Origin of the sequence: Kitasatospora purpeofusca (genome assembly GCF_000718025.1) — a bacterium.
Lineage (GTDB): Bacteria > Actinomycetota > Actinomycetes > Streptomycetales > Streptomycetaceae > Kitasatospora > Kitasatospora purpeofusca.
In genome coordinates, this window is record NZ_JODS01000009.1 from 237,324 (window position 1) to 250,091 (window position 12,768).

General features: G+C 74.5%; 10 protein-coding genes. 5 read left to right on the forward strand and 5 right to left on the reverse strand.

Features of this window, described 5'->3' with window-relative positions:
* Positions 1–42 precede the first annotated feature (42 nt).
* A complete protein-coding gene (locus IF01_RS46845; RefSeq protein WP_063764220.1) occupies positions 43–3,759 on the forward strand; it encodes a hypothetical protein in 3,717 nt (1,238 codons plus the stop codon).
* 86 nt (positions 3,760–3,845) lie between these two features.
* Here IF01_RS46845 and IF01_RS0116085 read toward each other — a convergent pair whose 3' ends face one another.
* A complete protein-coding gene (locus IF01_RS0116085; RefSeq protein ID WP_078880000.1) occupies positions 3,846–4,832 on the reverse strand; it encodes a LysR family transcriptional regulator in 987 nt (328 codons plus the stop codon).
* 134 nt (positions 4,833–4,966) lie between these two features.
* On the opposite strand from IF01_RS0116085, the gene IF01_RS0116090 reads away from it, so the two are divergent.
* Positions 4,967–6,127 (forward strand): iron-containing alcohol dehydrogenase, encoded by a 1,161-nt coding sequence (locus IF01_RS0116090; RefSeq protein WP_030394105.1) that lies wholly within the window; start codon positions 4,967–4,969, stop codon positions 6,125–6,127.
* Positions 6,128–6,236: 109 nt separating this feature from the next.
* Here IF01_RS0116090 and IF01_RS0116095 read toward each other — a convergent pair whose 3' ends face one another.
* Complete coding sequence (locus IF01_RS0116095; protein ID WP_030394106.1) at positions 6,237–6,812, reverse strand: TetR/AcrR family transcriptional regulator; 576 nt, start codon at positions 6,810–6,812, stop codon at positions 6,237–6,239.
* A gap of 174 nt (positions 6,813–6,986) precedes the next feature.
* Here IF01_RS0116095 and IF01_RS0116100 point away from each other — a divergent pair, with 174 nt between their 5' ends.
* Positions 6,987–7,724: an SDR family oxidoreductase gene (locus tag IF01_RS0116100; RefSeq protein ID WP_030394107.1), complete on the forward strand. Its 738-nt coding sequence runs from the start codon at positions 6,987–6,989 to the stop codon at positions 7,722–7,724.
* 79 nt (positions 7,725–7,803) lie between these two features.
* Here IF01_RS0116100 and IF01_RS43935 read toward each other — a convergent pair whose 3' ends face one another.
* Genes IF01_RS43935 through IF01_RS0116115 form a run of 3 tightly spaced genes read right to left on the reverse strand, consistent with a single transcriptional unit; the run spans position 7,804 to position 11,402 of the window.
* On the reverse strand, positions 7,804–9,348 hold the full coding sequence (locus IF01_RS43935) for a carboxylesterase/lipase family protein (RefSeq protein ID WP_051742615.1): 1,545 nt from the start codon (positions 9,346–9,348) through the stop codon (positions 7,804–7,806).
* Entirely contained in the window at positions 9,338–10,723 is a 1,386-nt protein-coding gene (locus IF01_RS0116110) for an AMP-binding protein (protein WP_051755426.1), read from the reverse strand. Before IF01_RS0116110 ends, IF01_RS43935 begins: the two co-directional genes overlap by 11 nt.
* 1 nt (position 10,724) lies before the next feature.
* Complete coding sequence (locus tag IF01_RS0116115) at positions 10,725–11,402, reverse strand: phosphopantetheine-binding protein (RefSeq protein WP_094745564.1); 678 nt, start codon at positions 11,400–11,402, stop codon at positions 10,725–10,727.
* A gap of 99 nt (positions 11,403–11,501) precedes the next feature.
* Between IF01_RS0116115 and IF01_RS0116120 the strand changes: the two genes are divergently transcribed.
* Together IF01_RS0116120 and IF01_RS0116125 are read left to right on the forward strand one after the other, a co-directional pair.
* The gene (locus IF01_RS0116120) at positions 11,502–12,305 is read left to right on the forward strand and encodes an alpha/beta hydrolase (protein WP_030394111.1); all 804 of its coding nucleotides are present in this window, start codon (positions 11,502–11,504) and stop codon (positions 12,303–12,305) included.
* Positions 12,306–12,432: 127 nt separating this feature from the next.
* A complete protein-coding gene (locus IF01_RS0116125) occupies positions 12,433–12,627 on the forward strand; it encodes a hypothetical protein (protein WP_030394112.1) in 195 nt (64 codons plus the stop codon).
* Positions 12,628–12,768: the final 141 nt, after the last annotated feature.

Below are 12,768 nucleotides of genomic sequence, written 5' to 3' on the forward strand. Positions count from 1 at the left end.
TCCCCGGGCCGGGAACACCACCACGACACGGAACGAGATCCGATGAAACGCCTACGACCGGCGGCCGCGCTGCTCTCCGGCCTGCTGCTCTCCCTCACCCTGCCCGCCCTCTCCGGCACCGTCCTCGCCCCGTCGGCCGGGGCCGCCCCGGTGGCCGCCGTCACGGCCGGTCCCGGAGCGGAGGGCCCGGACCTGAGCTACGCCAACCGGACCGGCCCGCCCCCCGGCATGCCGGACTGGTCCCGGGCCGGGTACCGGGGCGGCCTGCCGCTGCCCGACGACGGCAGCCTGACCGACGACCCCGCCTGCCGGATCACCCCGGACCGGCTGGCCTCCCAGTACGCGGTGCGGCCGAACGACGGCGTCGACGACACCACCGGCCTCCAGCGCGCGATCGACGACATCAAGTCCGCCTGCTCGCCGGGCGCCAACTTCGACCGGCTCTCGCTGATCTCGCTGCCGGCCGGCCGGATCGACCTCTCCCGGCAGATCTACGCCGACGCCGACTACCTGGTGCTCCGAGGCCAGGGTTCCGGCGACGGCGGCACCCGCCTGGTGTTCCGGCCCGACCTCAACACCCGCTACGACACCCTGGTCAACGGCCGCTGGGACCAGGACAGCATGAAGGCGGGCAGCGGCAGCGACGTCGGCACCGGCGGCTGGATCTGGCCCGGCCGAGGGCTGTTCCGGGTCCAGACCCGTGACATCGCCGAGCGCTACCAGGACGACTGGGCGGCCGCCCCGGCGAACCGCAAGGACATCTTCGAGGGAAGCGTCAACCAGCACTGGGCCTCCGGCATCAAGGTCGGCGCACAGGCCGCCGACCCCGGCTGGGCGGCCCGGCAGGGCCAGAACCTGGTGCAGCTGGACGCCAAGGCCGACATGAAGAAGTTCGCCCTCGGCGGCTACGTCTGGGTCGGCGCGGCCAACAGCGTCAAGTTCTACGAGCAGCAGGGCGTCTCCGACCGCAGCCAGATGGACAACCTCCACATGCGGCAGCAGATGTTCCGGCTCACCGCGATCGACACCGCCGCGCGGACGGTCACCCTGGACCGCCCGCTGGAGTGGGACCTCCCGGTCGACTCCACCTCGGACGGCTCCACCGCGCTCGGCGACAAGCCGTACCCCAGCAAGGTCACCCCGCTGAAGGTGGTCCAGGGCGTCGGCTTCGAGAACTTCGCCTTCACCCAGGACATGACCGGCCTGCCCAAGCTCGGCGGCGGCAGCTACAGCCCGACCCCCGCCCAGGCCGTGCACAACTACGGCAACATGGCGCCCGAGTACGCGATGCACGGCATCGTCTTCAAGTGGGCCGCCAACGACTGGGCGCGCGGGCTGAAGGCCGAGATGACCGGCTCGCACCCGATCGTCACCGAGGACGCCCGCAACCTCCAGATCGAGCGCAACAGCTTCGACGGCGCCTGGAACAAGGGCAAGGGCGGCAACGGCTACCTGCGCGGCAGCCGGGTCTGGGACTCCCTCTACGCCTACAACCTCAGCCGCAACCTGCGCCACTTCACCTTCCAGTGGTCGGCCAGCGGCAACGTCGCCTTCCGCAACGACCTCGACTCCGACCTCAACCTGCACGGCGGGTGGGAGCACAACAACCTGTTCGAGCAGAACACCCTGCGGGTCCCCTACGACCACCGCTCCGGCAGCTGCGAGACCAACTGCGGCGGCGAGGGCGGCGAGATCGACGAGGGGACGTGGTACCCGATCTGGTGGGCGGCCGGCCCCAAGGCGGTCAAGTGGTCCGGCTCCTCCGGCCCGCAGAACGTCTTCTACAACAACTCCATGGTCAAGCAGACCACCCCCGGCGGCGCCTACCTGCCGTACGCGCCCTACGGCACCGGGAGCGGCACCGCCTACCAGTTCGGCTCCGCCAACGGCGCGCCGAGCCGGTTCCAGCCGCTCGCCCAGGGCGGCCAGGCCATCCCCGACTGGGGCGGCCGGGAGACCCTCGACTACGCCGGGCAGGGCGTCGTCCCCACGGATGTCGGCAAGCGGCCGTCGCTGTTCCTGCGGGACACCGGCGGGCTCGACCCGCGCGACAACCACAGCCGCCGCGTCGCCACCTGGAACATGCAGGGGGCGCAGACCCCCGAGGACAACGGCAGCCGGTACAGCAACGACCTCCCCCGCCTCTACGGCACCAGCGCGCTGGCCGGCCGGGCCGACGTCATCGCCCTCCAGGAGGCCGGTGCCCCGCCCGGCGGCGCGACCTTCCTCCAGGAGATCCACACCGCCAACACCCGGTACGTCGACAACCTCGGCTTCACCATCCCGGTCCGGGAGTACCGGCTCGGCGGCGCGAGCCGGCCGGCGGGGTACCTCTACTGGCTGCGCACCGACACCAGCAACAACCAGTGGGGCCGGGTCAACCTGGCCGTGTACAGCCGCACCCGGGTCCCGGCGGACGGCGTCTTCACCACCCGCGAGGCCGTCATCGCCAACAACTGGGACTCGCGGCCCGCGCTCGGCGTCAACGTCGACGGCTTCGTCTACTTCTCGCTGCACGGCAGCTCGGGGAGTTCCGGCAGCGACGATCCCCAGCTGCTGAACATCATCCGGGACCAGATGACCCCGACCGGCCTGCCCTGGATCGCCCTGGGCGACTACAACCGCGCTCCCGACAACCTCCAGACGGCGGTCGGCGACACGTTCACCGTCCAGGCCAGCACCCTGCCCACCCACCCGGTCGACCGGATCGCCGCCAACACCCGCAGGACGCTCGACTACGCGGTGCTGCCCACCGCCCAGCCGCAGGGCACCGTCACCGGGATCGACCGGCCGGGCCTCGACTCGGCCGACCACTACCCCGTCGTCTACACGCTCGCCGGCCTGCCGGACCCGGTGCCCGCCGAGGTGACCGAACCGGCCCGGCCGAACCAGGTCTTCCTGCGCAACGCCGCCACCACCAACGTGGCCGGCCCCACCAGTGCGACCGACCACGCCGTCAACGACCAACCGCTCAACCGGCGGAACTCCGCCTCCCAGGTGTTCAGCCTGACCGACGACCCCGAACACCCGGGCTTCTTCCGGCTGTTCCACCCGCACGCACCCTTCGCCGGGCGCTACCTGGGCCAGGAGGGCGGCGCCCGCGACGCGCGGACGGTGCTGTGGCCGAACGCGGCGCTGGACCAGCTCTGGGCAGCGGCCGACCAGGGCGACGGCACCTACACCCTGGTCAACCGCGTCACCCGGCAGTACCTGACCGACCTCGGCCCGGGCCTGGGCATCGTGGCCCGGGACTGGAACGGCTCGGCCAACCAGCGCTGGTTCCTCCAGGACGTCCAGGAGGGCACCAACCTCACCGAGATCGTCGCCACCGACGCCGGCGGTTCGGCTCCGGCGCTCGCCGTGGACGACCTGGAGACGGCGCCCTACCCGGTGTACCTGGCGCCGGACTCGCACGGGAACAACCAGCAGTTCAGCACCGTCTCGGCGGGGCCGAGCGGGAGTTCCTCCAACTGCCAGTACCTGATCTACGCCGGACAGTACGTCAACTCCACGGCGGCCAGCCCCGGGGACCCGCAGAACGGCAACTACGTCACCATGGGCGCCTTCCGGCCCAATGACGGGGGCTACCTGTGGTGCAGGACCGCCGACGGCCCGAACGGGACCCTGCTGTCCAACTTCTCCAGCCCCTACGAACACCTCGACCTGACCCGGAGCACGACGGTCGACACCGTCACCGTCACCCGCCCCGGAGCCGGCACCGCCCGCCTCCACTGGCTCTTCCGCCAGGTGAGCCAGTAACGACCCGGGCCTGACCACCACGGCGGCCGCGGCACCCGGTTCCCCCGGGTACCGCGGCCGCCGTCCGCGTTCGCGGTGCCCGGGGGCTACCGGTCGGGCGTGGGCGGCGGGAGCAGTTCGGCGGCGCGTTCGGCGACCTCGTGGTGCAGGGCGTCGCGGACGGCCCGGACGGCGGGGTGGGTGACGGCCTCGCGGCGGACGGCCAGGGTGATCGGGAGCCGGATGTCGACCTCCCCGGGCAGCAGCCGCCGCAGTCCGGCCCGGTCGGCGAGGAAGGCCGGGAGCACGCCGACGCCGGTGCCCAGCCGGGTGGCCTCGACCTGGGCGAAGACGTTGGTGGAGGAGAACGCGGGTGTGCCGCCCGGCAGATGGCGTTCGATGTCGAGATCGCCGACCTGGAGCATCGACTCGATGTAGAAGACCAGCGGGTGGTCCCGCAGTTCGGCCACCGCGGCCGGCGCCCCGCACCGGGCGAGGTACTCGTCACCGGCGTACAGGCCGAGGGCGTAGTCGGTGAGGTGCTCGGTCACCAGTCGGCTCCGGGGCGGCCGGCCGATCGTCAGGGCGAGGTCGAAGCCCGCCGGGCGCAGCGGCAACTCCCGTGTCGCCGTGATGAGTTCGACCTGGAGCCGGGGGTGGCGGCGGCGCACCCGGGCCAGTGCCGGAGTGGCGAAGAGGGTGCCGAAGCCGTCCGGGGCGCTCACCCGGACGGTGCCGTGCAGGGACGGCGGATCCTGGCCGGACACCGCGTCCACGACCCGGACCAGGGCGTCCTCGATGGTGCGGGCGTTCTCGGCGACCGCCCGGCCCGCGTCCGTCAGCACCCAGCCCTCCGTGCCGCGTTCCATCAGCCGCACGCCGAGGCTCCGCTCCAGCGCGGTGATCCGGCGGGACACCGTGGTGTGGTCCACGCCCAGCGCGTCGGCGGCGCTCACCAGGCGCCCGGTGCGGGCGACGGCGAGCAGGTGGCGCAGGTCGTCCGCGCGCAGCTCGCGCGGATCGGGCCCGCCGGGGCGCTCCGCCGCCGGTTCCGGGAGTTCCGGGCGGGGGCGGGAGCCGGGACGGGGGCGCATCGGGGCAGCCTATCTGCATTTCCGCACACCCCCTCTGCGCGATTGGCGGTTGAACGCACACCGTCCGCACGGCAGAGTCGGACCGGCCCGCCCGTGCCGGGGGCCACCGTCCTTCCACCGCCGAGGGGTTGCCCGTGGTTGCCAGTCTGTCCCTGCCCCGGATCCTGCGCATCGGCCGCGGCGCGGCCGAGGAACTGGGCGCCGTCGTCGCGGGTCTCGGCCTGCGGCGCCCGCTCCTGGTCACGGACGCGTTCCTGGCCGGCACCGGCGCCGCCGAGCGCCTGCTGGGGATCCTGCGCGGCTCGGGGCTCCACCCCGCGCTGTTCGACGGCACCGTGCCCGACCCGACCACCGACTCCCTCGTCCCCGGCCTGGAGGCCCTGCGCGCGCACGGGGCGGACTCGGTGATCGGCTTCGGCGGCGGCAGCCCGATGGACACCGCCAAGGCCCTCGCCCTGCTGGGCGTGCAGGGCGGCGGGATGCGCGACTACAAGGCGCCGCACGTCAACCTCGGCCCGGCCCTCCCGGTGATCGCCGTCCCCACCACCGCCGGCAGCGGCTCGGAGGCGACCCAGGTCACCGTCATCACCGACAGCGCCACCGACGAGAAGATGATGTGCCTGGGCCCGGCGTTCCTGCCGATCGCCGCCGTCGTCGACATGGAGCTGACGCTCTCGATGCCGCCCCGGCTGACCGCCGACACCGGCGTCGACGCGCTCACCCACGCCGTCGAGGCCTACGTCAGCCGCAAGTCCGGCCCCTTCACCGACGGTCTGGCGCTGACCGCGATCGCCACCATCGGCCGCCATCTGCGCCGCGCCTACGCGGACGGGTCGGACGCCGAGGCCCGGGAGGCGATGATGCTCGCCGCGACCCAGGCCGGCATCGCGTTCTCCAACTCCAGCGTCGCCCTGGTGCACGGCATGAGCCGTCCGATCGGCGCCCACTTCCACGTCGCCCACGGCCTGTCGAACGCCATGCTGTTCCCGGCGGTGACCGCCTTCTCCGTGCACGCCGCGCCCGAGCGCTACGCCGACTGCGCCCGCGCCCTGGGCGTGGCGAGCACCGCCGACCCCGCGGCCTCGGCCTCGGCCGCGCTCGTCGACGCCCTGCACACCCTCTGCCACGACCTGGACGTCCCCACCCCCCGCAGCTACGGCATCGACCACGCCGCCTGGACCGGGCTCACCCCACTGATGGCCGAACAGGCCCTGGCCTCCGGCTCCCCCGCCAACAACCCGGCCGTCCCCACCGCCGCCCAGATCGAGGAGCTGTACGCCCGCGTCTACGCGTGAGCCGGGGCCGGTTCCCGTCCCCAGGCGGGCGTGCGGGAGGACGGTACCGGGTGCCCGGGGCCCCGCCACGGGCACCGGGCACCCGGCACCGGAGCGGGCCGGCACGGACTCACGGCCGCACCGCGAGGCCGTCCAGGGTGAGGTCGAGCAGCCGCTCGGCCTGCGGCCGGCGGTCGGCGCCCGCCGAGGTGAGGGCGATGCCTTCGAGGGCGGCGGCGAGGTCGGCGGGGCCGATGTCGGTGCGGATCGCCCCTGCCGCCGCGCACGCCTCCATCAGGGTGGCGACGGCGGCCCGGACCAGCTCCCGGCTGTGGCCGTAGGGGCTCTCCCCGGTCGCGGCGATGGCGCGCAGCGCGTCGATCATGCCGTACTTGGTCGTGACGTAGTCGAGGAACAGCCGCGTCCACGACCGCAGGGCCTCCATCGGCGGCTGCTCGGCGAGCAGCGCGGGCGCCGCCGCGCACAGCCGGGCCACCTCGTCCCGGTAGACCGCCTCCACCAGGGCCTCCCTGGTGGGGAAGTTGCGGTACAGGGTCGCGCTGCCCACGCCCGCCTCCTTGGCGACGCGGTCCAGGTGCGCGTCCAGCCCCTGCGTCGTGAACACCCGCACGGCGGCGGCCAGGATCTTCTCCCGGTTGCGCCGCGCGTCGGCCCGCAGCGGCCGCCCTGCTCCGTCCTCGGTCACCGTCGCCCGTCCCTTCCTCGTCCTGTCTTTGCCCTGCCGTCGTCCCGTCCCGGACGCCCGGCCGGATTGCCAAGCGGGGACGTCCCCACTTAGCCTTCGGGAAAACGGGGGCGTCCCCGCTTTCACTCTACGTCGGCCCACCGCCGGCGCACACCCAGGAGAGGGAGGCCGGCCATGTCGGGAATCCGGGGCAAGGTCGTCGCGATCACGGGCGCCAGCAGCGGCATCGGCGAGGCGACCGCGGTCCGTCTCGCCGAACGGGGCGCCCGGCTCGTCCTCGGCGCCCGCCGGGAGGACCGGCTGAACGCGGTCGTGGACCGCATCACGGCGCGGGGCGGCACGGCCACCGGCGTCCTGGTCGACGTCACCCGCCGCGAGGACCTCCGCCGCCTCACCGGGACCGCCGTCGAACGCTTCGGCCGGCTGGACGTGCTCGTCTCCAACGCGGGCACGATGGCCGTCTCGCCCTTCGACGACCTGCGCCAGGACGACTGGGACGCGATGGTCGCGACCCACGTCACCGGCTTCCTCAACGGCATCGCGGCCGCCCTCCCGCTCTTCCGCCGCCAGCGCTCCGGCCACTTCGTCACCATCGGATCCACCGCCGCCTACACCGTCAAATCGCCGCAGGGCGTCTACGCGGCCACCAAGACGGCGGTGAAGGTCCTCACCGAGGGGCTGCGCCAGGAGTCGGGCCCCGACCTGCGCGTCACCCTGGTCTCCCCCGGCTTCACCCACACCGAGGGCATCGGCAAGGGCGCCGGCCCGGAGGTCGCGGCCGCGATGGTCCGGCAGCGCGACGAGATCGCCATGCCGCCGTCCGCCGTCGCCTCGGCCGTCGCGTACGCGATCGAGCAGCCGGAGGGGATCGACGTCGGCGAGATCGTGGTCCGGCCGACCGCGCAGGCGTGACCTTGCCGCCGGGCCGTCCAGCGTCCGACGACACGACGGGACCGGAGCCGCCCTCCTACCCGCCCGCCTACCCGACTGCCTACCCGACCGGCTCGGCCACCCGGCGGGCGGCGGCCCAGGCGGCGCGGCGGGCGGCGAAGGGGTCCGCGACCGAGCGGGTGGGGGTGCCGAGCACCAGGGTCTCCCGCCGGTCCTCGGTGTAGGCGGGCCAGGGTCCGACACCGGGGACCTCGGGGTACCCGTCGTGGCAGTAGGTGATCCAGGCCGTACTGGCCGCCCGGGCCAGCGCGGCATTGGCCGGGTTCCGCGACACCAGGGCCGCGTGGCGCAGGTTGTCGAAGAAGAACAGGACGTCCTCGCCGTGGCTGCCGGTGCCGCCCGCGAAGACGTACGCGTACGTCGGGGCGGTGGCGTTGGCGCTCCGGGCCGAGGCCAGGTCCAGGGCCGGGAAGCGGTACAGCGCGTCGGTGGTGACCGCGACCGCGATCCGCCGCGCCGGGTCGCGCGGCCGCTCGCGCCGGTACTCGGCGATCAGCCCGCTGACGTCCTGCCGGGCGATCCGCGAGCAGCGGCGGGCGAACCCGGCCTCGCCCAGACCCTCCCAGGACGCCCGGTCGGCGTCGATGGTCCGGGTGGTCTCGTGCAGGGCGCTGCCGATCAGCAGCGGGACACCCGGGGCCGCGCCGGCCGCCAGGTCCGCGTAGCACCGCTCCTCGACCGGGCCGCCGTCCGCCGAGGGCTGGAACGCGAACCGGTCCCGGGCCCGCAACACCGCCTGGGCGTCGAGCAGTTGGCCCACCGGCCGGGCGGCCAGCAGCTCCGGCCGGTCCGCCGGGACGCCCAGCAGCCGCAGCACGGCCCCGGCCGCCTCCGCCGGCGTCCTCGCGGCCGCCGGGCGGGGCGGCGGCGGACTGCTCAGGACGGCACGCCGGAACGGCGGTTCGGACGCGCCCGCGGACAGCAGGGCGGCCACCCGGGAGGCGCCGCGCGAACCTCCCGCCAGGGTCAGGTTCGCCGGGTCGCCGCCGAACGCCGCCACGTTGTCGCGCAACCAGTCCAGCGCCGCCCGCAGGTCCAGCAGCCCGGCCCGCCCGGAGGCGGCGTACTCGGGACGGCCGGTCCAGGACAGGTCCAGATGGCCGAGCACGCCGAGGCGATGGTTGACCGTCACCACCACCAGGCCGCCCGCCCGGGCGAGCGCGGCCCCGTCGAACCTCGGCCAGTCGCCCGCGCCGAAGTCCGTACCGCCGTGCAGCCAGACCAGTACCGGCCGGGCCGCCGGGGGCCGGACACCCGGCGTCCAGATGTTCAGCACCAGGCAGTCCTCGCCCTGCGCGCCCGCCTCGGCCGGAATGCCGAAGAGCGGCAGCAGCGGGACCACCGCCGGACGCGCCCCGAACGCCTCGGCCAGCGGCCGCTGCGGGCAGGCCGGACCGTACGAGTCCGCCTCCCGCACCCCCGCCCAGCCCGGGTGCGGCCGGGGCGGCCGGAACCGTGCCCCGCCCCCGGTGCCCGCGGCGTACGGCACCCCGAGGAAGGCCACCACCCCGTCCGCCGCCACCCCGCGCACCCGGCCCGAGCCGGTCTCCACCACCGGTGCCCCGGCGACCCCCTCAGCGCGCATCGGCCAACTCCCGCAGCCGGCCGAGGTCGACCTTGCCCGAGCCGGTGCGCGGCAGACCCGGCGTCGCGCGCAGCACCAGGCACTCGGCGGGCAGTCCGAGCTCGCGCAGCACGTCCAGCCACGCGTTCCGGAACGGCTCGCTGCGGCCCTCGACGAACACCACGGCGCTGTCGGCCGCCGTCGGCACCACCGCGGCCGGGCCGACCGCCGCCAGCCGCCGCTCGATCTCGTCCGGGAGGACCCGCTTGCCGAACAGCTTCAGCTGCCGGTCCTTGCGGCCCAGGACGTAGAGCATGCCGCGCTCCAGCCGCCCGAGGTCGCCGGTGTGCAGCACCTCGGGCACGCTGCGGCCCTCGGCCAGGTCGGCCCGGCCGGAGGCGTAGCCCAGCATGACGTTGGGCCCCTCGTAGACGATCTCGCCGACGCCGTCCGCGTCGGTGCCCTCCAGCCGGATCCGCCCACCCGGCACCGGCCGCCCGACCGAACCGAGGTGCTCGAAGAGCTCGTCCGGGTGGAGGCAGCACATCCGCGCCGTGGCCTCGGTCGCCCCGTACATCGGGCAGAAGCCGCCGCCGTGCCCGGCCATCAACCGCCCGAAGTGCTCGACCAGGGCCGGTTCCAGCGGGCCGCCGGCCTGGCAGGCGAGCCGCAGCGCGGGGAGCGCGTCCGGCCGCCAGCCGGTGCTGTGCAGCAGCCGGTAGGTGAGCGGGACCGCCCCCAGGTCGGTCACACCCGTCCGGGCGGCGAGCTGCCAGAACCGGCGCGCGGTCGGGCTGAGCCGGGAGACCACCAGCGGCGCGCCGGCCACCAGGTGGGAGTTCACCACGGACAGGCCGAAGCTGTAGTCGAACGGGAGCGAGGTGATCCCGACGTCCTGCGGCCCGAGGCCCAGCGCGGCCGCGACCGCCCCGGCGTTGGCCGCCAGGTTCGCGTACGACAGCCGGACGGCCTTGGGGCGGCCCAGCGAACCCGAGGTGGTGATCAGCGCGGCCAGCTCGGGGTGGATCGCGCTCCCGGCGGCCTCCGTCCGGCCGAGCAGCCGGGCCCCGCACAGCTCCCCGACGGGCCGGTACCCCGCCGGGACGGGCTCGTCACCCGCGTCGAGCGCGAACTCGGGTCGGTAGGCGGCGAGCAGGGCGTCCCGGGTGGGGAGGTCGGGACGCTCCTTCACCAGGACGGCGTGGCCGAGGTCGAGGGCCCCCAGGTAGACCAGCAGGCCGGCCGTGCCGCGCCCGGTCAGGATCGCGACCAGCGCCTTGTCCGGCCCGGCGAGACCGCGCCCGACCGCCGCCAGGCCGGCGGCGACGGTCGAGGCGGGCACGGCCTCGACACCGTCCAACAGCGCGGGCGCCGCCGCGAGCCGGAGCGAGTGCACGTCACGCCACCCGCGGGGCCGCCGCGGGCCGGGCGGCCAGCAGCCGGGCGATCCCCCGGACGGTACCGGCGGTGAACAGCTCGACCACGCCCAGCGGTACGGCGTACGCCTCCTGGACCGCGTGCAGGAAGGCCACCGCGACCAGCGAGTCCCCGCCCAGCTCGACGAAGTCGTCCAGGGCGCCGACGCGCGGCAGACCGAGGAACCCGGCGAGCCGGCCCGCCAGGTCCGCCTCCGGCCCTGCGCTCGGCGCCTCGTAGCGGGACACCTCCGCGACGCCCGACGCGGCCGCCTCCGCAACCTCGGCCACGAGTTCCTCGAAGGTCCCGAGCGGCGGCACGGGGAGCCGGACGACCGGCAGCACCGCGGGCTCGGCCTCCAGCCCGGCCGCGAGCAGCGAGGCGCGCAGATCCTCGCGGACCTCCAGCGCCGTGGACATCTCGTCGAGCACCACCAGGACGCCGACCCCGTCGCCGGACGGCGCCACCGCAGCGTTCAGCACACCCGGGTGGGCCGCGAGCGCCCGCTCGACCACCGCCGTCGGCGTCGGTGCCGCAGTTGGTGCCGGTGCTGGCGCCGGTACCTGGACCGGCTTCTCGACTACCCCACCCATGACGCTCCAGTCCCTGGTCTCCGGCTTGTCGGCCACCAGTCTGCACAGCTGCTGACGGCCAGTCATATTCCCTCACCCCAATGGGTGATCCCGGTCGGCCGGGTAGCGCGCTCCCCCGGCCCAGCCACCAGGATGTCGGGTGCCGTCACCGATCCCGGAGGTCCGATGAGCCTCGCCGTCCGCCACACCCAGCGACTCGAGCTCCGCCGGACCCCGTTCCTCGCCTGCCGGGCGGACCCCCGGTTCTCCTACTGCCTGTACGTACCGCCCCGGGCCCCGGCCGGGCCCCGACCACTGCTGGTCGTCGTGCACGGGGACCGTCGCACCGCCGAGCGCTACCGGGACGCGCTCACGGACTTCGCGGACGCCCACGGGTGCGTGGTCCTCGCGCCGCTGTTCCCCGTCGGCGTCCCCGAACCGGAGGACGTGCTGAGCTACAAGCGACTGCGCCGCCGCGACGTCCGGTTCGACCTGGTGCTGCTGCGGATGGTCGAGGAGGCCGCCGCCCGGTGGCCGGTGCGCGCGGACCGCTTCCTGCTGCACGGCTACTCCGGCGGCGGTCTGTTCGCCCTCCGCTTCTCGTACCTGCACCCGGCGCGGCTGGTCGGGGTGTCGGTCGGCGCCCCGGGCTCGATCACCCGACTCGACCCGGCGCTGCCCTGGCCCGCCGGAATCGCGGACGTGGCCGAGAAGTTCGGCGTCACGCACCCTCTGCAGGCACCGCTTCCGTCCTCGGTGCCGCTGGATCCACCCGTGCCGGTGCATGTGACCGTGGGCGCGCTGGACACCCGGCCGCTGCGCAGGCCCCCGCACCACACCCGGCTCGACCAGGCCCTCGCACTGCACCGGCACCTCCTGGAGCGGGGAGTCCCGGCCACCGTGGAAGTCGTCCCCGGCATCGCCCACAACGGCTTCGCCCTGCTACCGGCCGCGGCCCGGTTCCTGAGTACCCTGCTGCCCGACGGCTAACCGACCGCCGGCGCCGGCCGCCGACACGCCACGGGCGGCGGACCATCACCCTCCGTCGCCGGGTTCCGCACCTACTGTCACCTTTGCACTGAAAAGAAGCATTGTCGGACAGAAGCGGAGAACCCTCATGAACCGTCAGATCGGCCGAACCCTGGCACTGCTCGCCGTCCTCGGCCTCGCCGCCGTCCCGACCGCGGCGAGCGCCGAGGTCGTCTCCGGTGGCAACCACGGGACCGTCATCGTCGGCGACGGCAACCAGGTCGCCGGATACGACATCATCGACGCCGGCCACGACGCCACCGTCGGCTCCCACAACGGCTGACGCACCGGAATACCCCTTGTTCGGCGTTCGGAACCGCTTTCGGCAGAACGCAAAGAACCCCCGCCGGTTTCCCGACGGGGGTTCTTCACAATGATTGTTCGGCGGCGTCCTACTCTCCCACAGGGTCCCCCCTGCAGTACC